The sequence below is a fragment of the Haloferax sp. S1W genome, from assembly GCF_044593955.1.
GTDB lineage: Archaea > Halobacteriota > Halobacteria > Halobacteriales > Haloferacaceae > Haloferax.
This window is the reverse complement of sequence record NZ_CP172595.1, coordinates 1,932,368-1,956,795: the sequence shown is the minus strand read 5'-3', so window position 1 is coordinate 1,956,795 and position 24,428 is coordinate 1,932,368. Positions and strand designations below refer to the sequence as shown.

21 protein-coding genes are annotated in these 24,428 nt (G+C 62.8%); 11 read left to right on the top strand and 10 right to left on the bottom strand.

All coding sequences use genetic code 11. The annotated features are described in order from the left end of the window. Positions 1-52: 52 nt before the first annotated feature. A complete protein-coding gene (locus ACH9L7_RS10245) occupies positions 53-931 on the top strand; it encodes a hypothetical protein (RefSeq protein WP_396610613.1) in 879 nt (292 codons plus the stop codon). A gap of 213 nt (positions 932-1,144) precedes the next feature. Here ACH9L7_RS10245 and ACH9L7_RS10240 read toward each other — a convergent pair whose 3' ends face one another. Further along, entirely contained in the window at positions 1,145-3,313 is a 2,169-nt protein-coding gene (locus ACH9L7_RS10240) for an alpha-amylase family glycosyl hydrolase (RefSeq protein ID WP_396610612.1), read from the bottom strand. A 252-nt stretch (positions 3,314-3,565) separates the two neighbouring features. Here ACH9L7_RS10240 and ACH9L7_RS10235 point away from each other — a divergent pair, with 252 nt between their 5' ends. Beyond that, on the top strand, positions 3,566-4,438 hold the full coding sequence (locus ACH9L7_RS10235) for a transcriptional regulator (RefSeq protein WP_396610611.1): 873 nt from the start codon (positions 3,566-3,568) through the stop codon (positions 4,436-4,438). A gap of 45 nt (positions 4,439-4,483) precedes the next feature. Here ACH9L7_RS10235 and ACH9L7_RS10230 read toward each other — a convergent pair whose 3' ends face one another. From ACH9L7_RS10230 to ACH9L7_RS10215, 4 genes are all read right to left on the bottom strand, one after another. Continuing rightward, positions 4,484-6,625, bottom strand: a complete 2,142-nt coding sequence (locus ACH9L7_RS10230; protein WP_396610610.1) for an alpha-amylase family glycosyl hydrolase — start codon at positions 6,623-6,625, stop codon at positions 4,484-4,486. A gap of 132 nt (positions 6,626-6,757) precedes the next feature. Further along, positions 6,758-7,906 carry a sugar ABC transporter permease gene (locus ACH9L7_RS10225; RefSeq protein ID WP_396610609.1) on the bottom strand — a complete coding sequence of 383 codons (1,149 nt, stop codon included), beginning with the start codon at positions 7,904-7,906 and terminating at the stop codon, positions 6,758-6,760. Then, on the bottom strand, positions 7,903-8,922 hold the full coding sequence (locus ACH9L7_RS10220) for a carbohydrate ABC transporter permease (RefSeq protein WP_396610608.1): 1,020 nt from the start codon (positions 8,920-8,922) through the stop codon (positions 7,903-7,905). The genes ACH9L7_RS10225 and ACH9L7_RS10220 overlap by 4 nt, the downstream gene beginning before the upstream one ends. A gap of 12 nt (positions 8,923-8,934) precedes the next feature. Continuing rightward, a complete protein-coding gene (locus tag ACH9L7_RS10215) occupies positions 8,935-10,233 on the bottom strand; it encodes a substrate-binding domain-containing protein (RefSeq protein WP_396610607.1) in 1,299 nt (432 codons plus the stop codon). 294 nt (positions 10,234-10,527) lie between these two features. Between ACH9L7_RS10215 and ACH9L7_RS10210 the strand changes: the two genes are divergently transcribed. Further along, complete coding sequence (locus ACH9L7_RS10210; RefSeq protein ID WP_396610606.1) at positions 10,528-11,664, top strand: ABC transporter ATP-binding protein; 1,137 nt, start codon at positions 10,528-10,530, stop codon at positions 11,662-11,664. Between the two features lie 130 nt (positions 11,665-11,794). Here the strand turns inward: ACH9L7_RS10210 and ACH9L7_RS10205 are convergent, their stop codons facing one another. After that, entirely contained in the window at positions 11,795-13,807 is a 2,013-nt protein-coding gene (locus ACH9L7_RS10205) for a glucan 1,4-alpha-glucosidase (protein ID WP_396610605.1), read from the bottom strand. Positions 13,808-13,848: 41 nt separating this feature from the next. Between ACH9L7_RS10205 and ACH9L7_RS10200 the strand changes: the two genes are divergently transcribed. From ACH9L7_RS10200 to ACH9L7_RS10190, 3 genes are all read left to right on the top strand, one after another. Continuing rightward, the gene (locus ACH9L7_RS10200; protein ID WP_396610604.1) at positions 13,849-14,037 is read left to right on the top strand and encodes a hypothetical protein; all 189 of its coding nucleotides are present in this window, start codon (positions 13,849-13,851) and stop codon (positions 14,035-14,037) included. 26 nt (positions 14,038-14,063) lie between these two features. Next, a complete protein-coding gene (locus tag ACH9L7_RS10195) occupies positions 14,064-15,113 on the top strand; it encodes a TrmB family transcriptional regulator (protein ID WP_396613262.1) in 1,050 nt (349 codons plus the stop codon). 66 nt (positions 15,114-15,179) lie between these two features. Continuing rightward, entirely contained in the window at positions 15,180-16,358 is a 1,179-nt protein-coding gene (locus ACH9L7_RS10190) for a lycopene cyclase domain-containing protein (protein ID WP_396610603.1), read from the top strand. A gap of 107 nt (positions 16,359-16,465) precedes the next feature. On the opposite strand, the gene ACH9L7_RS10185 is transcribed toward ACH9L7_RS10190, so the two are convergent. Continuing rightward, positions 16,466-17,062, bottom strand: a complete 597-nt coding sequence (locus ACH9L7_RS10185) for an NADPH-dependent FMN reductase (protein ID WP_396610602.1) — start codon at positions 17,060-17,062, stop codon at positions 16,466-16,468. Between the two features lie 217 nt (positions 17,063-17,279). Then, complete coding sequence (locus ACH9L7_RS10180) at positions 17,280-18,191, bottom strand: serine/threonine-protein kinase RIO2 (RefSeq protein WP_396610601.1); 912 nt, start codon at positions 18,189-18,191, stop codon at positions 17,280-17,282. 215 nt (positions 18,192-18,406) lie between these two features. Between ACH9L7_RS10180 and ACH9L7_RS10175 the strand changes: the two genes are divergently transcribed. Next, positions 18,407-18,847, top strand: coding sequence for an NUDIX domain-containing protein (locus tag ACH9L7_RS10175; RefSeq protein WP_396610600.1), 441 nt, complete (start codon positions 18,407-18,409; stop codon positions 18,845-18,847). 19 nt (positions 18,848-18,866) lie between these two features. Here the strand turns inward: ACH9L7_RS10175 and ACH9L7_RS10170 are convergent, their stop codons facing one another. Beyond that, the gene (locus ACH9L7_RS10170) at positions 18,867-19,514 is read right to left on the bottom strand and encodes a VOC family protein (RefSeq protein WP_396610599.1); all 648 of its coding nucleotides are present in this window, start codon (positions 19,512-19,514) and stop codon (positions 18,867-18,869) included. Positions 19,515-19,693: 179 nt separating this feature from the next. Between ACH9L7_RS10170 and ACH9L7_RS10165 the strand changes: the two genes are divergently transcribed. From ACH9L7_RS10165 to ACH9L7_RS10150, 4 genes are all read left to right on the top strand, one after another. Further along, positions 19,694-20,515, top strand: coding sequence for a biotin/lipoate A/B protein ligase family protein (locus tag ACH9L7_RS10165; RefSeq protein ID WP_396610598.1), 822 nt, complete (start codon positions 19,694-19,696; stop codon positions 20,513-20,515). Between the two features lie 79 nt (positions 20,516-20,594). After that, positions 20,595-21,437: a deoxyribonuclease IV gene (locus ACH9L7_RS10160; protein ID WP_396610597.1), complete on the top strand. Its 843-nt coding sequence runs from the start codon at positions 20,595-20,597 to the stop codon at positions 21,435-21,437. A gap of 57 nt (positions 21,438-21,494) precedes the next feature. Next, positions 21,495-22,697: an endonuclease/exonuclease/phosphatase family protein gene (locus ACH9L7_RS10155; RefSeq protein WP_396610596.1), complete on the top strand. Its 1,203-nt coding sequence runs from the start codon at positions 21,495-21,497 to the stop codon at positions 22,695-22,697. 110 nt (positions 22,698-22,807) lie between these two features. Next, a complete protein-coding gene (locus tag ACH9L7_RS10150; protein ID WP_396613261.1) occupies positions 22,808-23,560 on the top strand; it encodes a class I SAM-dependent methyltransferase in 753 nt (250 codons plus the stop codon). A 96-nt stretch (positions 23,561-23,656) separates the two neighbouring features. On the opposite strand, the gene ACH9L7_RS10145 is transcribed toward ACH9L7_RS10150, so the two are convergent. Then, entirely contained in the window at positions 23,657-24,301 is a 645-nt protein-coding gene (locus ACH9L7_RS10145) for a hypothetical protein (protein ID WP_396613260.1), read from the bottom strand. Positions 24,302-24,428 lie beyond the last annotated feature (127 nt).

Below are 24,428 nucleotides of genomic sequence, written 5' to 3'. Positions count from 1 at the left end.
GCAGATAACGTGTCAATGCATTATAAATAAAGTGCGGGGGAACGTGCTGAATATGTCGTCCCCGGATGTCCCCTCCACGAAGCAACAGGCGCGTGTGGCTGCCCTTCAGTGGGGGTTGGTGCAGGCGTTTTTGCTGGATACGTTCGCTCAGTTGCTCCGAAATTACTACCGAGCGACGACTGAGGCGTTTTTCCCACCCGATTGGGTAACGTCGATTCAATTCGCAGCACCGTTCGGTCTCGTCGTCGGTGGAATCGGCGGCTACCGCTGGGTGACGAACAGAAACGCAGCGACTTCGGCGTCGGCCCACCGCAGTCGTGTCGTGTTCGTCGGGTCGCTCGTTGCCGGGTGGACACTCGCAATCGTTCCGACGATGGCGTTCCAGTCGATACTCGGAGAACGGCTGTACACTGTTCCGTTCTTCGTCCTTCCGACCCTCACGGCGATATCAGTCTTCGTGGGGTCGTACGTGCTGGCCTATCGGGTCGGTACGGAGTGGTATCGTCAGAACCGAGGGCGGCTACTGGGTGTAGTAGCGGGTGCTGTTGCTGGGTTCTTTCTCGGAATGGCGGGCTTCGTCGCGTACGGCGAGTACCTGATTGCGACTCGAACCAATTTCAGCCTTGATGGTGGCCTTGGAATCGCTGTGGTTGCCTGTCTTGGCGCGGTTGGTGGCTACGTGCTAACTGAGAGGAGTGGTACTGGCGACCGCGCTGTAGAATTTCTCGTCATCTTTCTGCCGTCGGTGCTCACACTCTCCCTCTTGATGGGCCTCAGTTCGGTCGCTCTCGCCGTCGCCGGTATCTCTGTGCCCGGATTCAACTCGTCTCTCACCACACTCTTCGTGCCGATTGTTCTCTCGCTTGGGTTGGCGAGCTATCTGGCGTACGGAGCCGAAACAGCAGTGTACCAACGGTTCGTCGGTGGATAGTCGTTCTCTGAACGGTGGCAGCAGACACGAAACGTTCAAACATATGACTTTCACCCTGCTTTCGAATCCGGGACACGTGCTAACCGACATTGACTGGCGGCCGTACGTCCTCGACGACGAGGACCCCGTCGACGGCGACGTCCGCATCTCCGACGAACTCTCTTCGAAGTATCTCGATTTCGAGCGCCACCTGCTCGTCTATCTACCTCCCGATTACGACGAGTCTCGCTCCCGCAAGATGACCACGCCGGCGACTTCGACGCAGTTCGCTGCCGCCGTCTCGACACTAGAACCGGCCGCCACATCGTCCCCACTGAGCAGGTCCTCGGTCTCGAAGCCCGGCCCGAGCGACACCATCGCAGGCGACGAATCGAAGTTCAACACGACCAATAGCGACTCATCTTCCCCTGCGCGGCGATAGGCGACGACCGAGTCGGCATCACCCAACTCGACTTCGACGCTCGCTTTCGACACGTGGTCGGAGCGAAGCGCCGCGTGGTCGTTTCGGAGGGTGACGAGTCGTCGGTGGAAGTCGGTCAGGTCGGCGTCACCGTCGTGCCAGCGCATCGTCCCGCGCTGTTCCGGGACGCCGCGCTCTTGCCCGTAGTAAATCATGGGTACGCCGGGAAGAGTGAACGTCGCCGCCGCGGCGGGGCGGAGAGTCCCCTCCTCGCACTCGGTCGCATAGCGTGTCTCGTCGTGGTTTTCGACGTAGCGCATGTGGACCGCTTCGTCGGGGAATCCGTGGTGGTCCGCCTCGACGAGCGCGTCAAAGAGCGCGGACGCCGGGGCGTCACCGGTCCCGATGTCGCGGAGCGTGTCGTACAGGTCGGTGTCGTAGTGGTAGTCGAACTCGTTTTCCCGGAACTGAACGTCTCGCGGGACCGTCTCGTCGAGGAGGAGGAAGTCGTCGTTTTCGGACTTCACACGCTCTCGAATCTCTTTCCAGAAGCCGTGTGGGACGCCCCATGCCACGTCGCACCGGAAGCCATCGACGACATCGACCCACTCGTCGACCACGTCGAGCATCCACGACCGAACCGCCAGTGAGTCGTAGTTGAGGTTCGGAATCCGCGCCCAGTTGAAGTACATGCCGGGGGCGTCGTCGCCCGCCCAGTCGATGTCCGTCGCGTCCTGTTCGGCCGGGACGCGCTCGTAGTAGTCCTCGTACTCGGCGACGCCCGCCCGGTGGAGTTGGAAGGCCGGATGGTCCCGCGAAGTGTGATTGATGACGAGGTCGAAGATGACCGTGATTCCTGCGTCGTGGAGCGTGTCGACGAGCGATTCGAACTCCTCGCGCGTGCCGAGGTCAGACGCGGTATCGAAGAAGTCGGTGATGTGGTAGCCGTGCCGGGTCGGGCTCTCACAGACGGGCGTAAACCACACCACGTCCACGCCGAGCGATTCGATGTATGGGACGCGACGTTCGATTTCGCGGAACGTCGTATCCACAGTTTCGCCGGCGAACTCGCGGACGAATATCTGGTACATCGTCGCATCGCGCAGCCACTCGGGACCGTCGGCGGGGTTCGAGCAGTCGACCGCCTCGCCGTCGGCACGGATTTCGAGCGTGTCGGCGATGCTTGCTCGCTCGATGGTCTCGCCATCCTCGTCGGGGAGCGGTTCTTCACTCACCGCGACGGCGTGAACCCGCGAGAGGGCCGGAAGGTTCGCCCGGTCGATGACCACGCGGTCGTCGCCGATTTCGACGCCCGACTTCGAGAGGCCGTCGCGGTCGTCCAAGTAGAACTCGACTGTCGGCTCTTTCCCGTCGGGTGCCGGGCGTGCCTCCGCCTCGACGACGACTTGGTCATCTTCGACGCGACCAGCAAGCCGGATGTTCGGTCGGCCCGCACCCTCGATAGTCACCTCGGCTGTCGCGTACGGGTCGAACCCGTCGTCGAACGCAAAAATCGCGTCGTGGTCGCCCGGCGGGAGTCGCACGTCCACGCTCCATTCGTCGCCGTCGCGCTCGACCCGGTCTGCGCCCATCGTAAAGTCGTTGAAGGGGCCGATGACGGACGCGGATTCGATTTCGCCGAGGTCGAAGTCGTCGGTATCGTCTTCGGCGTCGCTGTCCGTCCCCTCAGCATTCCGTTCGACCTCGTCAGCCGTGATGGAGAACGTCGCTGGCTGGCGCGGGTCCGGGAAGACGCGGACGGTCACGCGGTGTGTTCCGTCGGGGGCGTCGAGTTCGGCGACGTAGACGCCCGGTACGTCCGCATCGAGGTGGACGACGGGCGCATCCGAGAGCGCCGCGGTCGACTCCGCTGGCGCGTCGACGAGGGTCCACTGGTAGGTGACATCGGGGTCGGGGTTTCGCGGTGCGAGTTCGACTGGGTCGCCGACGGTCGTAAACCGCGGCGGTCCGGGGTGATGCATTACCTATTCGGGCGGTACACTGCTCAATAAAGCTGTTCTGAAGGTTTCTTCTGTTCGTGAGATATCGTTTCGGAGGCATCCTCCGTAGCGGCCGCGACAGGGTCGAATTCGGAACCCCGCGCCGCAATTTAGGTCGTCCACGTGCGCGCGTGTGAAGACTTCTTCAGTTCACTCGACTGCCCACCCGTCCGCTCACTCGACTGGCTACCGCCGAGCGCAAGATGTTTTCTCGGTCGCGCCCGCGTGAAGAGTATGAACGCTGACGAGGGAACAGTCTCCGTCGACGCCGAGCAGGCGGCCGACGCAATCGGCGCACTCGCGGACGCCGACCGAATCGCCATCCTCGTCGCACTTCGAAACGGTGGACGGCAGTCCTTCGTCGAACTCCAGTCGGCGGCGGGGTTCGAAGACAGCGGCCGGTTCAACTACCACCTCACCAAACTCGTCGGCCGGTTCGTCAACAAACGCGAGGACGGCTACGAACTCCGCGCGGCGGGGTCGAAAGCGGTCGAAATCGTCACCGACGAACGATTCGGCGAGTCACCACCACCCGAAGAGCGTCCCCTCGACGCCTCCTGTCCGTCCTGTGGAAGCCACCTTCGAGCGCGGTACGCCGACGAGAACGTCGAAATCGCCTGTCCCGACTGTTCGACGCTCGTCCACTACGGGTATTTCCCCCCGCGCGGGCGGACGACCCGCGATGTCGACTCGCTTTTCGAAGCCTACGGAACCTGCGTCTGGCGGGATTTCACGCTGGCCTACCGGGGCGTCTGTCCGTACTGTCACGGTCGAATGACCACGCGAGTCGAAGCCGAATCGCATCACCATCTCGACTATCCGGCAGTGAGCGACTGCCGCGACTGCGGCGCGTCCATCGCGACCACGATTGGACTCCGACTCTTGGCCGACCCGACGGTCGTCTCGTTCCTCGCGGACCACGGAACCGGTCCCGACGACCGCCCGTTCTGGGAGTTCGACTTCTGTCTCGACGACAGCGACGTGGCGGTCGTCTCGGAGGACCCGCTTTCAGTCTCGGTGCCGATTCGGCAGGGCGACGAGATGCTTCGGGTCGTTGTGGATGAAAATGGGTCGGTTATCGAGACGACACGGTCAGTCCCGCGGTAGCGGGAGCAACACAGCGGTTTTCGCGGATGATGTGCTACTCGCCGGTCACTTCCACGTCCCGGTGTACTCACCGGTCGAGTCCGTCGGCGTGGTGTACGTTCGGTTCGACCCAGACTCCCACGTGACGGTCCCGTCGCTGGCTATTTTGACGAACTTGAACTCGATGTCCGTCCCAGCGGGGAGGTTCACGTCGTAGTACCAGTTCGGGTACTCGTGGACGACCTGATTGAAGAACGGCCCCACGGCACGGTCTGCGTCCCAGTTGCCCAGTTCGTGGACGTTGCCGACGACGTAGACGTTCTCGCCCATGTCCGTCGTCGCGTCGTTGACGACGAACCGCGCCGAGATTTGGTCGCCCGAGAGCACCTCGTAGCCAGAGAACGGGGTGCTCTGGACGCCGTTTGCGTCCGTGACCGTCACGTCGTAGTAGCCGCCCGAGACGGCGGGAACGGTCGCCTCGATTTCCGTGTCAGACCACGAGGTGACGGATGCGCTGGTCGTGCCGAACTCGACTGTCCCTTCGGTGCTGCCGAAGCCGTCGCCGCTGAGGACGACGGTGTGGCCGGGTTGTCCCATCGTCGGGCCGACGTGGCCGAGCGCCGGTTCGGTCGTGGTGCCGGTGTACTCCCAGACGCAGACGGTCTGCGGGCTGAGCGAGAAGGTGTCAATCGAACCGTCGGCGTTGACGGTCGCGGTGAATCCGTCGAGCGTGCCGCCGAGCACGTCGTCGTAGGTCCCCTCCGGAAGCGACGTGTGGAGACCGGAGACATCGTACCAGTCGAGACTCCGATTGATAGCGACGAGCACGACGTTGTCCCCGAATTCGCGTTCGTAGACGAAGACATCCGAGTTTATCCACCGCTCTTCGGTGTCGCCGTAGGCGAGTGCCGGATTCGACGACCGGAGTGCGGTGAGTTCCTGAATCACCTTGTATGCGGTCGTCGTCGTGTCGAACGACGGCATCGGCTTGCGGTTTTCGGGGTCGTTGCCGCCGGTGAGGTACTGCTCGGTCCCGTAGTAGACGGCCGGCGTTCCGCGCGAGGTCAGAAGGACCGCAAGCGCCATGTCGGTGTTCCGGGTGTCGCCGCCCTCGACGGTAAAGCGCGGCATGTCGTGGTTGTCGATGAAGGGAACCTGGTCGATGACCTGGTCGTGTTCCGCGGCGGTCTCTTGGAGCATGTCCCTGAAGCCGTACCAGTCGTCGGTGAAGTCGCGGAGAACCTGCCGAATTTCATGTCCGAACCGGAAGTCGAGGAGGCTCATGCCGCTGTCGTTCGAGAACTCGTAATACCGCGGATTCGACTGGTCCGCGCCGAGGAACCACTCGCCGAAGGTGAACACCGGTCGGTGGTCGTAGATGGTATCGACGAGCGTCTTTTGCCACTTCGGCGGCATGTGCGCGACGGCGTCGACCCGGATGCCGTCGATGCCCGTATCCAGCCACTGCTTGATGGCGTCTTTCAGATACTGGTCGATGTACGCCTCGTGCTGGTCGAAGTCGGCGAGGTTGTACAGGTTGCGGTAAATCTGGTCCTCGTAGCTCGAATAGTCGGTCCCGCCGTTGTGGTGGAAGTAGCTCTCGGGGTCGTCGTTGTAGGCGGCGACGTAGCTTCCGTTGTCGTAGAGGACGCCGTCTTCGAGTTCGTCGTCGGAAGTCGACGGCGAGGTGTGATTCGGAACGAAGTCGATGACCACCTTGATGCCGTTTTGGTGGGCCACGTCCACGAGTTGTTTGAACGTCTCCATATCGCCGAAGAACTGGTTCGTGTCCGTGAAGTCGCGCGCCCAGTAGCCGTGATAGGAGGTTCCGATGTCCGAGTCGACGGCGGTGATGTTCTCGAACGGCGGAGAAATCCAGACGGCAGAGACCCCGAGGTCGGTCAGATAGCCGCTTTGAATCTTGTCGATGATGCCCTGCCAGTCGCCGCCGCAGTACTTCCGGAGGTTCGAACAGTCGTCGCTCGCGAGTTCGCCCGTCGCGTTGTTGTCCGGATTACCGTCTCGGAATCGGTCCGAGATAATCTGGTAGATGACGTTCTCCGCGAAGTTCACGGTCTGTTCGGGCGGCGTCCCCGCGGCCGCCTGCGAGACGAATGCGAGGTCGTCGCTTCCAGCGCCGGTGCTTCCAGCGATACCGATTGTACTCAGTCCAAGCCCTTTCAGGAATGTTCGCCTATCGAGTGGCATAATATGTGAATGACTACCTCATCACATATAATTTTCTTCTAGTTCTAGAGATATTGGTTTAAGATATATCAAAGATGATTCTATGGAGTTGGCTGAAAATATAAAAGGGAACCCCACCGAGGGCGTTCCGGCTTAGCCTTCGACGCCGCCGAACGACAGCCCACCTTCGATGTACCGCTGTGCGAAGAGGTACACGAGCATGATGGGAGAGGCGAACGTGAGGGCGAACGCCGAGAAGCGCGCCCACGGAATCGAGTACTCACTGATGAGCGAGTACAGCCCGACGGGGAGCGTGTAGTTGCTCGTCCCGAGGAGCGTCTGTGCGACGACGAACTCAGTCCATCCGGTGAGGAAGGTAAAGATGAACACCGTCGCCAGTCCCGCCGTCGAAAGCGGGATGATAATCTCGACGACGACGCGCCACGGGGGCGCACCGTCGACGAGCGCGGCTTCCTCGTAGGAGACCGGAATCCCGTCCATGTAGGTCTTCAAGAGCCACGTGTTGAACGGGACTGCCGTCGCTGCGTAGTACACCGCCAGCGCGAGCTTGTTGTCGTTGATGCCGAGTTGGACGTACACCGTGTACAGTCCGATGAGCAGCGCGATTCCGAGTCCACCACCGACCTGTGTCAACAGGACGTAGATGAACAGAATCTTCCGGCGGAAGATGAACTCACGACGCGACAGCGCGTAGGCGGCTGGCACGATGAGCGTCATCGCGATGATGACCGTCGGAATCGCCACCGTCAGGCTGTTCCAGAAGAACGACTTGAACGACGACGGATTCTCGACGGGTTCGACCCCGAAGCCGGGGAACAACTCGACCGAGCCGAACGCGATTCGGCCGATGGTCCTCGGTCGCAGCGCACTCACGTCGAGGAACGTGAGTTGCGGCGTGCTCAACACGATAGCCGAGTTCGTCGCCGGGATGTTGAACGAGATGTCGTATCCCGGCACGATGAGGTCGCCGACGACCCAGAGGAACGGCACCAAAGACGGTGCCTCCGGGAAGAGCTTCAGCCCGCCCGACGAGTAAATCGACCCGCCGGTTCCGGACAGTGCGGCGATGAGAATCCAGTAAATCGGGAACAGGAGCAGACTGACCACGACCAGTGCGCCGACGGTTGCGCCGACCGTCTTCAACGGCTCTATCGGCGACACGTCGCCGCGCCTGACGGCTGCGGCGGTGTACTGCATGTCCTGGACCGCTTCCACTGGGGCCTTCGCTACGTTCTGGGCGTCCCCCTTCAGCTTCTGGCCGATGGTGTCGAGGAGGCTCATGCGTCGTTCACCCCGTCGGCGAGTCGGCCGCGCTTGACGTTCAGCCACATGAACGCCCCGATGAACAGGAGCGCGATGATGCTAATCGCCGCACCGCGCCCGTACTCGGCGAACGAGAGGGCTTCGCGGTAGCCGTAAACGACGATGAGTTCGTTCTGGCGTGCCGGTCCACCTTCGTTGAAGACGAAGGGGATGAGGAACTGCTGGAACGACGCCGCCGCGGTCAGGATGGACGCGAAGAACACGGGCCGTTTGATAGACGGCAGCGTGACGTGGAAGAACCGCGAGAGGTAGCCCGCGCCGTCGACGGTTGCTGCTTCGTGGAGTTCGTCGGGAACGTCCTGTAGCGCGCTCACCGTGATGATGACCATAAACGGGTACGCGAGCCACATCTCGGTGACGTTGTAGGCGGCAAACGCCAGCCAGCGCTCGCTGAGCCACGACACGGTGTCGAACCCGAATATCGCCAACACCTGGTTCGCCAGTCCGAACTCCGCGGAGCTGAAGATACCGCGCCAGACGGTGATGGTGAAGATAGACGGCAGCCCCATCGGGAGGATGATAAGCGAGCGCATGATGCGCTTGCCGCGGACGCGCTCGCTGGTCACGACGAGCGCGAGTGCGAGGCTAAAGGCTATCTTCAGCGTGACGCTCGTGGCGACGAACAGCCAAGTCACTCCGAAGGAGTTCCAAAACTGCCCGTTGATGGGAAGCGTCACGAGGGTGCGGTCGAACAGGACGATGCTGAACGTCCCGCCGAACAGTACGTCCGCGTAGTTCTCGATGCCGATGAATGCCGCCTCGCCGAACGTCAAAACCGAGAGTGCGCCTTCCCCGGCGAACAGGTTCGCCGGCGCAGCATCGGTAAACGAGATACCGATGAGGTAGACGACCGGAAACAGCATGAACGCCGAAAAGACGAACAGTCCCGGAAGGACGAACAGGAGCGAAGCGTCTCGCTTGTCGAGAAACGGAATGTCCTCGACGCGGCGGGCAACACGTGATGCGGTGCTCATTGGCTTAGGTCGTTATTCGAGGTTGCTGCGAATCTCTGCGTCGGCGGTCTCCATCGCCTTCTTCACGTCTTTGCCGTTGAACGCCTTCGTGAGCGCGGCCTTGACCGGGTCCCACACCTTCCCCATGTCCGGGTGGGTTGGCATCGGCTGGCCCTGCTGGACGGCTTCGGAGAAGCCCTGAACGTTCTCTGGCAGGTCGCCGCTCTCGACGAGGCTCTTGAGGACCGGAATGCTGCCCTGTTCTTCGGCAGCCGTCAGCGCGAGGTCCTCGTTGGTCGCGTACCACTCGATGAACGAGCGACCGGCGGCGGCGTCGGCACCGCCTTCCTCCATCGCCTTGGCGAAGTACCACATCGTGATACCCGTAAACGGCTTCGGCGAGCCACCTTCGGGGGTGGGGAGTTTGGTCACGCCGTAGTTGACGCCCTTCTCGTTGAGCGTCGAGAGGTACCACGGGCCGTTGATTGCGAACGCGGCGTTGCCTTCTGCGAACGCGGCCGCCTGCGGTTCGTAGGCCGGGTCGTTCGGCATGTACGGCACGAAGTTGTCGACGGCGAACTGGACGCCCTCGATGGTCTCGGGGAGCGCGACGCCGATGCGCTCGTCCGCCGAGTCGTCGAAGTAGTACCCGCCGAAGGCGTGTGCCCACGCACTGAGGAAGTACGCGTCCGCGAAGGGCAGGCCGAGACCGTACTGGTTGTTTCCGGGGTCGTGGTACTCTTCCATCACGGAGACCATGTCGGCGACCGTCTCCGGCGGTTCGTCGACGATGTCCTTGTTGTAGACGAGCGCCACGGTCTCCGCGTCGTGCGGGAGCCCGACGAGTTTCCCGTTGAACTGGATTGCCTCGCGGGCGGCACCCGTGAACACGTCGAGGTCGACATCGACCTGGCCGCTCTGGTCGGCGACGAACCCGCGCTGGTAGTAGTCACCGGCCCAGTCGTGGGCCCACTCGAACGACTGCGGACCCTGCCCGGCGGGAATCGCACTCGTCGTCTTCTTGCGCATGTCGGAGATGTCTGCGCCTTCGACCGTGTGCTTCGACTCTTCGTTGAACGCTTCGAGCGCCGACTTCCGGCCGGGAATCTCCGGTTCGGGAAGCGAGTACCAGACCGTCGCCGTGCCGGGGTCGACCGACTCGTCTGCACTGCTTTCGGTGGTCTCGTCGCCGCCGGACTCGCCGCCCGTGTCGCCGGATTCGCCACCGGAGTCGCCGGAGGAACTCTCTTGGACGCCAACGCAACCCGCGAGCGCAGCAGCAGAGCCAGCCACGCCGAGGTTCTTCAGTAGGGTTCTGCGATTCAGTGCCATGGTGTGAATAATTGATGAATAAGTTGTTCACATCTTAAATCATTCGAATACACCACAATCTTTCATTCTCTATTGCCACGTCTCTCGCGCTGGTGTGCTCGCTCCACGGTGGGGTGGTGGAGGCAAAAATTGTGTGCCAGAAGTGCGTCTAGGTCCCCCAGACAGGGACGGACTCTCTCATTCAGACGCATCTCACGGTCTCTCACGGCAATATAAAACTACTACGAAATTGTGCTTCATAGATTCGAAAGATAGGGGAAGAACTATACTTTGGCACACCGAGTCATGGAGATAATGGCAACAATCACGCTCGAAATGCTCCGAAAGGAGTACGACAGGGGCCGCGTCGTCGCCGTCGATGACCTCTCGCTCGATGTGGAGGACGGCGAGTTCATCACCGTCGTCGGACCCTCCGGGTGCGGGAAGTCGACGACGCTTCGGATGCTCGCGGGACTCGAATCGCCGTCTGACGGGACGATTCGCATCGGCGACGAGAACGTGACCGAACAGAGCGCCCGCACGCGCGACGTGGCGATGGTGTTCCAGAACTACGCGCTGTACCCGCACAAGACCGTCATGCAGAACATGGCGTTCGGTCTGCGGATGAGCACCGACCTCTCCAAGGAGGAACGCGAGGAGCGCGTCCGCGAGACGGCCCGGATGATGGGTATCGAAGACCTGCTCGACGACAAACCGGACGAACTCTCCGGCGGGCAGAAACAGCGCGTCGCGCTCGGCCGCGCTATCGTGCGGGAGCCCGACGTGTTCCTGTTCGACGAACCCCTCTCCAATCTGGACGCGAAGCTTCGGACGACGATGCGTACCGAGATTCAGCGCCTTCAGAACGAACTCGGCATCACCGCCCTGTACGTCACCCACGACCAGGAGGAGGCGATGACGATGGGTGACCGTATCGTCATCCTGAAAGACGGGCAACTCCAGCAGGTCGGCCGCCCGAAGGATGTCTACGAGAACCCCGCAAACGAGTTCGTCGGCGGGTTCGTCGGGTCGCCGTCGATGAACTTCGTGGACGTGACGCTCGAACGCGAGGGCGACACGACGGTTCTCGTCGCCGACGACGGCCCGTTCTCGTACGAACTGTCCGACGACTTCGCCGCGAACCTCCGCGACGAAATCCGTGAACCATCTGTTCGCGTCGGTGTCCGCCCCGAGGATATCGTCACCACGACCGACGAGTCGAACGCCATCCGAACGACCGTCGAAGTGCTCGAACCCATCGGGTCGGACAACTACCTCCATCTCGACGTCGCGCCAGACTTCATCGCCCGCGTCGACTCCGGTATCGAACCGTCGCCCGGCGACACCGTCCGCGTCACGTTCGACGAATCCGACCTCCACGTCTTCGACAAGCAGACCGGCGAATCGCTGTTGTACCGCGACTCGAAACAGAAGGCCGCGCCGATACAGTAAGGCCTCGCCACCACCTCTCGTAGACGCGAACGCACTGGTGAAACCAGTCTGCTGGAAAAAAATCGACGCTTCTCTCTTTTGTTTCCGCTGCCGTCTGCGTCCCTCTGCTGTCTGAATCTTGTCCGCGTTCCTATACCGTCTGAACCTCGTCAACGCCTTCTTCTGCCAGCGTCGCCAGCGTCGCCAGTCGAAGCGCGTGTGGCCATCCGAGCGGCGTCGCGCTGTCCGGCGTGCCGTCGTCGAAGAACTGCTCGGCGAGGTAGCCCTCGTCGGTACAGAGGGGACCATCGGGGAGGACAAGCGAGAGGAGCGACCGACTCTCGTCGAAGAAGTCGCCCGCGCGCTCGTCGTCGTGGGCAGCGAGCAGCGCACCGAGTTCGACGGCGGCGTTCGCACCCCACGCGGTCGAGACGGTCCAAATCTTCTCCGAGGACTGCTCGCGCATCCGCCAGTCGTCGCCTTCGAAGCGGACGAGACCCTTCACGTCGCTCTCGTCAGGGTCGTGCCAGAGGCCGTCGAAGACGGATTCGACGTGGGTGACGAGTCGGTCGAGTCGGTCGTCGTCGACGCGTTCGAGTCGGTCGTAGGCGCGGTGCGCAGAGACGAGTGCGAGGGCGGCCGAATCGTAGCGGTCGTCGAGTTCGCCGTCCTCGAGTCGAAGTCCGTAGCACTCGCGCTCGTCGCTCCAGAGCAGGTCGATTCCGTCGTAGACTTCGCGGGCGCGCTCGGCGGCGCGGCCGGTCAGGTCGTCGTCGAGACTGGACGTAGCGAGCGCCGCGTACGCTTCGAGGAACGTCGCCGCCGTGTGGCTGAAGCGACCGGTCATGTTCTCCCACGCGTTCTGGCAGTTGACGGGCAGGCCGTCCTCGCCGAGCGTATCGTCGAGGCTGTCGAGCGCGGTTTCGAGCGTCGCTTCGATGTCGGCGCGCAGGGCTTCGTCCTCGCACTCACCGTAGTAGGACGCGAGGAAGGCGATGACGCTGCCCGTCTGGTCGGCCTGATAGTCGGCGTCGTCACCCGATTCGAGACGGGCGTTCGCCCACCCGGGGGCGAGAGAACCGTCGAACGGCCAGACGCGGTGGGGCCACGACCCGTCGTCGCGCTGGGTCCGGCAGTAGGCGCGGGCGCTGCGGGCGTGCCAGTCGTCAAGGTCGAGACCGAGTCGTTCGTCGGACTCGAAGAGGAACCGAGAGATTTCGGCGTCGTCGCGGAACCACGTGTAGCCGTACCCACCGGAATAGGCGTAGTAGGGGTCGAAGTCGGGACCTGCGATACGGAGACCGAGCGGACCGGAGAGGAGAGAAAGGACGCGCAGGTCGTCGCGCATCGCTCCCGCTTCGGCGTGGTCCGGAACGGTCCCGGCGATACCGTTCGCGGCGCGCACTTCGAGTTCGTCGCGCTCCAGTTCGACCACGGAACGGACGGTTTCGAGCGCATCACCGCGTCGCGTCTCGGTGTCGTCGGTGACGAGGTGGCCGATGGTCGCCGACCCGGATTCGAACGGGACGGTGCCGACGACAGCACCGCTCAACTGGCCTTCTTCGTAGCGGTCGTCGGTCCGCGGCCGGGGAAGTTCCACGAGCGAGTCGGCGAGGAGTTCGTCGAACTGTTCGGGGACGCGTCCCTCGACGGTCTGGAACGACGGACTCGACGCGACGAAGTCGTGTTCGTCGGTGTGGTACACTTCGACGGCGTCGCCGTGGGTGAGTTGTCCGACGAGCGTGTCACGGCCGTCCGGGTGGAAGTGGACGAACGCGACGAGTTCCACATCGGCCTCGGTTTCGAAGCGCGTGACATGCGCGTCGTCTATCGTCAGGTCGTACTGCGTCACGTCTCCGAAGGCAGTCTCGTGCTCCGTGACGACAAGACCACTGTCGCCAACGTACGACTGGGCCGCGCCGTCGTCGAACCACTCGACGGCCGCTTCGCCACCCGTCGGTCGCACGCCGAATCGAGAGCGCTCGACCCCCCAGTGGCCAGACAGCGGATAGCCGAAATCGCGCACCGACCCGTCCGTCTCGACGTGAACTAATCGGTCACGGAGTCCAGAAAAGAGGCCACTCGTCGTCCGTCGCTCGCCCGGAAACCGCGTCGGGTGGTCCGCGTGTCGCTTGTAATCAGCGAGTGCGTCACGTAGTTGCATTGATGACTCGTCTGTTCCCCGTGGATAATAACTTTGGTGTAATGCTCATTCAAACTTTCATGGCGTTCCGAAATGCTCTCCACCCCACCGGTGAACTCCACCGTATGGCCTGTCAGGACCGCTTCCGAAAACCAACGGTCGGGTTGTACAAGCGATTGACCGACGGGTTGTACGAGCGGCGCGGACCGTGCTCGTTCGACCAGCCCAACACGCCGGAGTGGAGTGATTAAGTACCGTGGTCGATGACACGTACATCATGGACGACCGCGAACTCGCCGACCACTTGGAGCAGTTCGGACTCTCCGAGAAGGTCGTCGACACGTATCTTACCCTCCTCGAACTCGGGGAGGCGAAGGCGAGTCAAATCGCCAACGCGGCGGGTGTCTCTAAGCGCTACGTCTACAGCGTGAGCAAGGAACTCGAAGAGCGGGGCTTCGTCGAGGTCAACGACCACGTGGTTCCGACGACGATTCGTCCCCGCCCGCCCGCCGAGGTCATCGAATCGCTTTCCGAGAACGTCGCGTCGATGCGTCCCGCGCTTGAAGCGCGATACACCGCTACCGCGCGTGACGAAGAACGGTTCGAGGTCATCAAATCGCGCGTCACCGTCATCAAGCGCATCGCCGAACTCGTCGGCCGCGCCGAGTCCGAAATCACGCTCTCGCTGCCGTACGATGTCATCGACGAAGTCGAAGACGAACTCCGGGCGGCCCGGGAACGAGGCGTTCTCATCTCGCTTGTCATCAGCGGCGTCGAACCGCACGAGGAACTCTCGCTCGACGGCCTCGCGTCTCTCGTCCGCGTCTGGCACGAACTCATGCCGACGATGCTCACCGTGGACTCGCGCATCGGTCTCGTCGCGCCCGGCGAGATGGTCTCGCGGTCGAACACCGAGTCGCAGGCAATCGTCTTCGCACAACCCCACCTTGGCCCGGTCATCGTCGGGTCGTTCTTCGGGAACTACTGGCCGATGGCGGCGGAGGCGTACATCACCGACCCCGACCCGGTCCCGGCGACGTACCACAACTTCCGCCACGCCGTCTTGCAGGCCGCGCTCTGCGAACGCGAGGGCACCGACCTCGAAGTGACCGCCCACGGACGAATGGTCCACACCGACGGCCCGTCCGAACTCGAAGGCCGCATCGTCGACATCCGGCAGGGGCTTCTCGAACCTGCGAACAACTCTTTCCCGGTCGAGAACACGCTCGTCATCGAAACCGACGACGGTATCTACAGCATCGGCGGTCTCGGCGCGTTCGTCGAGGACTTCGAAGCCGAATACGTCGAACTTCGACCCGTCTCCTGACACTGGTCGCGGTCGTTTTCTCGGGTCTTGTGCAGTGTTTTAGGTGATTGACAACTATGCTAGGGTATGTCTATCGCACGACACGGGTCGGGAGCGAAAGCGGCGCTCGGTGCGCTCGCCTCACAGGTCCATCCGGTGTTCATGCTCCCGCCGCTGGCGGCGTCGTGGTTCGGTGCTATTCTCGCGGGGGAGTTCGCACTCGTGCCGGGCGTGTTCCACGCCGCCGCGGTGTTCTTCGGAGTGTACACTGCACACGTCAAGGACGGCTACATCGACTTCTACCACCGGGGCGAGGACGACGACCACCCGATGACTCGACGCGGGTGTTACCTCGGCCTCGGTGGCGCGACGCTCGGATTCGTGCTTTCGACCGCAGCGCTCGTCGGATTGGTCGATGCTGGTATCCTCTTTCTCACTGTTCCGGGGTGGCTGTTAGGATATCTTCACGCCCCGCAGTTGGATACGAACCCCGTGACTGCGACAGTTGGATACCCGCTCGGAATCGCCCTCAGCATCCTCGGCGGCTATTACGTCCAGACCGCCACACTCGCCGCAGCACCGCTCGCGTTTGCGGGCGTCTTCCTCCTCGTACTCTCCGGCGTCAAAATCATCGACGATGCGACGGACTACGAGTTCGACCGGTCCATCGACAAGCGAACCGCCTCGGTCGCTCTGGGCCTGGATGCTGCCTTTCGACTCGCATACGCCCTCATCGGCGCTGGTCTCTTCTTCGTCGTCGCGGGGTCGATTACGGGCCAGTTCCCACCCTTTGCGGCGGTTGCGACTGTCCCGTTCGCGCTCGTCGTCCTCGTCGCCCGTGGTGCGACGCCGAAACTCGCGACGATGCTGCTCGTTCGCGGGTCGTACGTCTTTCTCGCCTTCCTCGTCGTCGCTGTCGCCTTTCGCCCGCTCGCTAGCGTTCCGCTCCCCGATATCGGTATCCTCGGACCCTACACCTATCTCGCGACGGAGATTTTCTTCGGTGGCGTCGCCGCCCTCGTTCTCGTCCGCACCGGGCGCGAGGCGGCACTCCGGGTGGTCAGAACTATCGCTGTCGTCTACCCCGTCGCGTACGTCTGGGACTGGTACTCGCTCGAAGTCGGCATCTTCGCCATCCAGTTGCGGACGGGCATCGACCTGCTCGGTATCCCGCTGGAAGAACACCTCTTCATGGTCGTCGTCCCGGCGTTCGTCCTCGCGGTTCACGAGACGCTCAGTGAGTCCGACGCTGAAACGCGTCGGTAATTGCTCGTGGGACGACGTGAGATGCCCATCTGAACATTCTATATCGCGGTATTTGATTTATTGCGGGCGAGATACGGTTCTCTGGCCGTCTCAGTCGAGTTGCTCGCTCACTCCCCCGACCCAGCAGCCGTTTGCTCGCTTCCGTGCCTGACCAATTCCGGGTAGTGAGGGACACCAGCGTACCTCGCGAGTTCACGACCCAATCGGGCGGTCCGCTCCGCTAACGCCTGCTCTCGGATACCCGCCTCGGTGACCATCGTGTGCGAATCGGGGATTGCAACTTCGGTCGGGAGCGTCCACGCGCGGAGGGTGCGACAGACGATTCGGAGGTGGACGAGGGCAGTCCCCGGAAACTGTCCCGCAGCCACTTCGAGCAGTCCGACGACTGTCTCGGAAAACTCGTCGCGCCCACAGTAGTCGAGTGCGTTTTTCAGCACGCCTGAGTACGACCCGTGATAGTTGGGCGTCCCGAGGACGACGCTGTCCGCGTCACTGACAGTCTCTTTGAGCCGTTGTGCATCCGGAACGTCGGAATCGACGGCGTTCAGTGCCGGTAACTCGTAGTTTCGTAAGTCGACGAGTTCTGTCGATGCACCCGCGTCGTCTGCCGCTTCGAGTGCTTCTCTGAGGGCGATACGCGTCTTGCTGTGGTCGCGTAAACTTCCACAGATGGCGATAACGCGAGGTTCTGTCGGGTGATGCATTACCACAACACACGGGTGTCAGCCACAAAAATAGTCGCTGAATTGATATTTTGTAAGCGAGGTTCCTGAAACCTGTTTTTGGAAGCGTACTGATGTGTCTGCCGGCGTGGACACAACTCGTCACAGTTCCGATGTCTGGACGACTCGTGCGAAGAAGGAGTTCCAACACCCCTTTTAGACCAATGACATACCGAGGGGAGTACTGATTCCAGGCGTCTCAGGCGCTGAACTCTTCCACGCGTTCGAAGTCGTTGCTGGCGACGGCATCGGTTAGCGAGTCGATGTCGATGCCGTCCGGTATCTCGGCGGGGTACTTCCGCCGGAAGTAGCCGACGATGTTTTTCACGTCGCGCGCGAGGAGTTCCCGCGCGTTGTCGTGGTCGGTCGGGACCGCTTGCGGCCAATCGAAGATGGTGATGCCGCGCTCGCCGACGGCAACGTTGTATTCGGACATGTCGGCGTGGACGAGCCCGGCTTCGTACGCGGAGGCCATCTCGTCGAGAATCAGCCCCAGCACGCCCGCTACCTGCTCGGAGGCGAGTTTCGCCTTCGAGAGTTCGACACCGTCGAGTTTCGCCATCACGATAGCGTGGCGGTTGTGGTCGACCGGGCGGGGGACCGACACCTGTGGGAAGAGCGTCTCCAACGCATCGTACTCACGTTCGGCCGCCTTGCGTGCGGTGTAGAGCCACGAGACGTGGTGGTTGTCGGAGGTGTAGTCCCGTTCGCGGCGAACCTCGCGGAAGTTGGTGTAGCCTTCGCGGTGGAACTTCAGGGCGAGGGGTTTGAACGACTGCACTTCCAACACGTCGCTTTCCTTTCCGACGCCCAGTGGTGCGCCGACGCCCTGGATGGTGTCTCGCTGCGCGAAGGTCCGAAGCGCGAGCGCGTCGTACCCTTCGACCGTGAGTTTGTACCCCTCGTACTGGATGGTCTTGCGCTCGATGAGTTCGCGGGTCATACAGCGGTCGATGCGGTAGTCGACCTCCTCTTTCGTCAACCCGGAGTTCTTCGGGAGTTTCTCGCGGTTGACCCACTCGCTGAAGCGCATGCCCTGCTCGACGCCCGAGAGGAGATAGAAGTCCTCAGACTCGAGTTCGGCCATCACGCCTGCGACGTTCCGTACCATGAGAGGTGTTCTGCGACCAAGGGGTAAAAGGCCCGCGAGTCGGCGAACCCTCCTCGATAAATCTCATACGGCGATACAGAATCGAGGTACTGCGCTGAGAGACGGCTATCGATGCACAGAGATGCGGAGAGCGGTGAGGACCACGCCGTCTCGACTCTCCAGCAGGAGTATCAAACGAAAGCCACTATCCTTGGGGCGGAGTATCACTCGGTCACATGGACCAGTACGCATACGTCGTGAACGTCGAAGGGGCAGTCGTCCGAGACGGGACGTATCTCCTCATCGAGCGCTCGGAAGCGGAAGAACACGCGGCCGGTATGTTGGCGTTCCCCGGTGGGAAGGTCGAGCAGTCACCGGGAGAGACTGCGCCAATCGAAGCGACCGCCCAACGCGAACTCGACGAAGAAGTCGGTGTCGAGGTCGGTGCGGTCGAGTACGTTCTCAGTCGGACCTTCGAGGCCGCCGGGACGCAGTGTCTCAACGTCGTCACGCTCTGCGAGTACGAGGGCGGAGAGGCACACGCCCGCGCTCCCGAGGAGGTGGCCGCGGTGCACTGGCTTTCGCCCGAGGAGATTCGCGACCACGACGACGCACCCGAGTACCTCAAAGAAGACATCGAGGCGCTGGAGGCACTTCGGAGCGGGGCCGACACATAGACGACAGCGGAAGCGTCCGTTATTCGACGTTCACGCGGTACGGGAGTCCTTCGGGTTCGAAGGTTCCGGTGGCATCACACTGGACGGACACCGGACCGACCCTCGCCTCTCGGTCCGTGGGGTACCACGGCCGACCCACGGGAGCGACCACGAACCGTGCGTTCCTGTCACCGACGAAGACGAGGTCGCCTTCATCGAATTCCTCCATGGCTTCGATGTCGAGCGCGTCGGTAAGCGCCTCGACGAACGGAACGACTTCGGGAACGGTCATGCCGATTTCCGTCGCTTCGCCGAGGTCCGTCACCGGGTCGAACGCGCCCGAAGACTGCCCGTCGTAGCAGATGTACTCGATGACGTTCCCCTCTGGGTCTTCGAAGTACACCGAGTCACATTCGAGAAAGTTGAATCGGATGCTCGGTCCCTCGCCGGTTTCGAGGATGTCGATGTCATGGTCGTCCAGCCACGCGACCACGGAGTCGATGTCGGCATCGACGGTGAACGCGAAGTGACCGGGGTCCGTGTCGCCGAGTTCGAACCAGACTGTCGTCTCGCCCGCGGCCACGGAGCGTTGCGACCCCGGAACGGGGGCGAACCCGAGCGTCTCGGCGTAGAAGTCACACAGCGAGATAGGGTCTTTCGCGGCGAAGGCGAGGCGGTGAACGTGCATGGAGGTACGTCACGGCGGCGTGGTTTAATCGAATCGCTCGTGTCGACGAGACGACGCCCTCGCGGTCGAACAGACGACGTCCCTGAGCGGAGTAGACGGCGCACCCGTCGTCGAACAGACGACGCCCCGTAAGCGAGCGCGGTCGAAATCGCTTTCTCCCGGATGTTCCATGTTCGACTATGAACGACGCGTCGGACGCGCTTTCCGACCGGGAGTGGCGATTGATTCGTGAAGACGTCCGCCCGGGGGCGATGCAGATGGCACTCGACGAAGTCGCGGCGGAGACGGCCGCACAGGGCGGTCCTCGAACGGTTCGCGTGTATTCGTGGAAACCGAGTTGTCTCTCGCTCGGTTACGGACAGGACCCCGAGACGGTCGATTGGGACTACTGCGAACGCGAGGGAATCGACGTGACACGCCGCCCGACCGGTGGTGGCGGCATCTACCACGACAATTACGGCGACGTTGCGTACTCCATCGTCGCGCCGAAAGCCGAGTTGCCGGGCGACCTCATGGACTGCTATCACCTCCTCTGCAAGCCGATTCTCGACGCGATTCGAGCGGTCGGCGTCGACGTGGACTTCGTCGAGGACGACATGCCCGTCATCTGGCACCCGGCGTGCTATCTCCGTGCGCTCCATCCGGCCCACGACATGGTCGCCGAGGGTCGGAAAGTCGCGGGGAACGCCCAGTACCGCCGCCGCGACGCTGTCGTCCAACACGGGTCGCTTACGTACTCGGTCGACGCCGACACCCACCTCGACGTGTACTCCGGCCACGACGTGACTCCCGGCGAGTTCCGCGACCGCGTCGTCGGTATCGACGAACTCGTCGACGTGTCTCGCGAGCAGTTCGTCGAGGTGCTGGAGTCGAAACTGGCGGCCTTCGTCGATGCCGAGGAAGGGTCGTGGACCGACGACGAACTCGAACGGGCGCGAGCGCGCGTCGAAGAGAAATACCAGAGCGACGACTGGGTCCGGCGCACCCCCAGAGATTCGTAAACGAGAGCGACCCAGAGATTCGGAAGCCGAATCGGCCAACTCCGAAGTCCCTTTGTTCGGGTACCCCGTGGAGTTCGGCATGCGAGTAGGAGCACACGTCTCTATCGCCGGTGGCGTCGACAACGCGGTTGGAAACCAACTCGATGTCGGCGGGAACTGTGGACAGATATTTACGCACTCGCCGCAGGTCTGGCAGGACCCCAACATCGGCGACGACGAGGCCGAGGCCTTCCTCACGGGGACGGCCGACTCGCTTGAGGGGCCGTGGGTCATCCACACCTCGTACCTCGTCAATCTCTGTACGCCGAAAGACGGCCTCCGCGAGAAGTCTCTCGACTCCATGCAGAAGGAAGTCGATGCGGCGGCCACACTCGACATTCCCTACGTAAACGTCCACCTCGGTGCCCACACCGGCGCGGGCGAACAGCAGGGCCTCGACAACGCCGTCTCCGTCCTCAACGAACTCGACATCCCCGAGAGCGTCACCGTCCTCATCGAGTCCGACGCCGGGTCGGGAACCAAGATGGGCGACGACTTCGCCCACCTCGGATACGTCCTCGAAGAGTCCGAACAGGACCTCGATATCTGTCTGGACACCGCCCACGCGTTCGCCGCGGGATACGACCTCTCGACACCCGAGGGCGTCGAAGAGACGTTCGAAGAACTCGATTCTGAGGTCGGTCTGGAACACCTCAAGTGCGTCCACCTGAACGACTCGAAACACGACTGCGGGACGAACAAAGACGAACACGCTCACATCGGCGAGGGCCTCATCGGCGAGGAGGGAATGCGCGCGTTCATCAACCACGACGCTATCGTCGACAACGACGTCCCGCTCGTCTTGGAGACGCCGACGGAAAACGGAAAGAGCTACGAGTGGAACATCGACCGCGTCCGCGAGTTCCGCGCCGACGGCAACTGAAGAAAGTCTGACATTTCGAACAACGATTATCGGCCTTCCGTCATAATTGTCAGACAGATGTCCTCACTGTCCGACACGCCCTCCCGTTGGACCCGTCGTACCGTCCTCCGATGTGCGACGGCTCTTCCGTTTGCCGCTTCGGTTGCCGGTACAGCGCACGCTTCGCCGTCGGGAAACGCTCGAATCGCCACGTTGAACCTCGGACTCGGCGTGAGTCTCGCGCCGCTTCTCTCTGCGAGCGACGAGGCGGAACTACAGCGTATCGTCGGCGAGTTGTACAAGTCCGTCGAGGCGAGCGCCGTCTCCGAACGGATGGGCGTGCTCGCGGACGAACTGTTGGCCGTCGCACCAGATGTCGTCGCACTTCAGGAGGCTTCGTCGGTCTACGCCACCGGCGAGGGTACCATCGATTTCCTCGCAGAACTGACTGCGGCCCTCAACGAGGGACCCGAAAGCTACCGTGTCGCCGCTGTCTCCGAGACGTCTGCCGTCTCGCTGCCGGGTGTCATCGACGGAACTCAGACGACCGTGAGCCTCCACGACAAAGACGCCGTACTCGTCCGGGAGGGTGTCGAGGCGACCGAACTTCGGAACGAGACGTTCGACGCCACACTCGAAGTCGTACTCGGGGAGGCAGGTGACAGGTCGGTCGACATCTCACGCGGCTTTTCGGCCGCGACGGTCGCTATCCCCGACGGGCCATCGTTCACTATCGCGTCAACACACCTCGAACGGGCGAGTCGGGCAGTTCGAGTCGCACAGGCGGCCGAACTCACAGATTGGGCGAACGGACACGAGGGTCCAGTTGCCATCGTCGGCGACACGAACTCGAAACCGGGCGGCGAAGCCTACGAGGGAATTTCCGCGTCCTTCGCCCCGGTGACTGCCGACATTGGGCCGACGTGCTGTCGGCGCAGTAATTTGACCGGTGGTGACCTCGACCGGACGGTCGACCACGTGTTCGTCCGCGGCCTGACGACCTCGAATCCTACTCGATTCGCTCACGACGACGCAATCCGCGTCGAAACCCCGGCCGGGAACCTGTGGCCATCGGACCACGCAGGGGTCGCCGTGACCGTCGAGGCGGCCCCCGAGCAGTCGACTGCGACGCCCACGGACACAACAACACGCACCGCCTCGACAACGCAGCCGACGACGCCCAGCGCAACCGCGACTACGACCAACGCTGCCGGATTCGGGCTTCTCGCTTCCCTCTCTGCGCTCGTGGCTGCGGCGCTCCGCACTCGGCAGAGCGAGTGATTCCTCCGGGGCGCTGAATCTCTCGACACCGACTGACTTTTGCCGCGCCACGCCCGAATTCGGATGTGCGACGCTTTTCGGAATCGTACCTCCGTCGGACGCGGCAGGGCATGTGGGAGGACTCCCGCGCCTCGCTTTCCGACCTGGACCTCGATGGACGAACCCGCATCCTCGACGTGGGGTGCGGAACGGGCGAGTTTACGCACGTCCTCGCCGAGTCGTCCGACGCCCAAGTCGTCGGCGTGGATGCCGATACCGACCTGCTTTCGGTCGCTGCCGAGTGCCCGGGAATCGAGGTGGTCGCAGGCGATGCGACGCAGCTTCCCTTCGCAGACGGCAGTTTCGACCTCGTCGTCTGTCAGGCACTCCTCGTGAACCTTCCCGACCCGACGGCCGCACTTGCGGAGTTCGCCCGCGTCTCGTCAGACCTCGTAGCGACGGTCGAACCCGACAACGCTGCTGTCGGCGTCGATTCGACCGTCGACGCGGAAGTCTCGCTCGAACGTCGCGTCAGAGACGCCTTCCTCGACGGCGTCCAGACGAATGTCGCGCTCGGCACACGCGTGACCGACCTGTTTTCCGCCGTTGGCCTGTCGGTCGTCGGTACCCGCCGCTATCACCACCGAAAGGTAGTCCAACCGCCGTACGACGAGTACGACGTTCGGAGCGCGGCCAAGAAGGCAACCGGCGAGGGACTCGACCGACACGAGGCGGACCTCCGGCGCGGACTCGGCGACGACTCCTACGAATCGGTCCGACGCGAGTGGCGACAGATGGGCCGTGAAGTCGTCCGACAGATTCGTGACGGTGACTACCGCCGGGCAGAGGTCGTCCCGTTCGACGTGACGACGGGTCGCGTCTGAGAACTCCTCGTAAAAAGAGGTCGAGTGACAGCACGCAGGCCGCATCGTCGAGTCGGGGGGCGGACCCCGACTCAGGTGGCGGACTCGACTCAGATACTACACCACGTCGCCGCGGACTGTCGTCCCCGTCTGTTCGGCGCGGTAGGTGCGCATCGCTTCGACGGCCGCATCGGCCTCGTCAGACTCGACGCCGAGCATCTCCAGCGCGCCGGTGAGCGTCGGGAAGGCAAACTCGCCGTTTCGTAATTTCTCCATCGCGTTCGGCGAGCGCTGGCCGTCCGCGTAGAGACAGACACCGCGAGGGTCGAGAATCTGTTCGTACTTCTCGCGGGCCAACGCGCCCTTCAGCCGCTGTGTGACGTTGTCTTCGAACGGGGCGTTACACACTTCGAGGTGGATTGGCTCGTTGTCTGGAAGGAGGTGCGCGGCGAGACACTTCTCGGGCGCGGCGTAGCCGTTCGAATTCGCCCGAATCAGCTCAGGATTCTCGCGGGCCCACTCTGCACGGACGCTCTTTCCGACGCCTTTGACGCCGTGGTTGGCTTCGAACTCCGCGGCCGCTTCGTTGTCGCCGCGAAGCAGGATGTCCTTCGTCACGTACACGTCGAGGCGGTCGAGGGGGTCCAGACCGAGGGCCACGTCGCCGTAGACCCACACCTCGCGGACGGGGACGGGGAGTGTCTCGGATTCGACCGCATCGACAATCGCTTCGACGCGGTCCAGGGCAGCGTCTCTGTCCATCGCGTGACGATGCGGGTTGGAAAGGGAAACCGGTTTCGCGTCGGTTGCGGTGGCCCTCTCACGGAGGTCCGACGCCACACCGGCCGTTCCGAGGCGAAACCCGTATCCCTCCTGCCGGGCAAGCGAC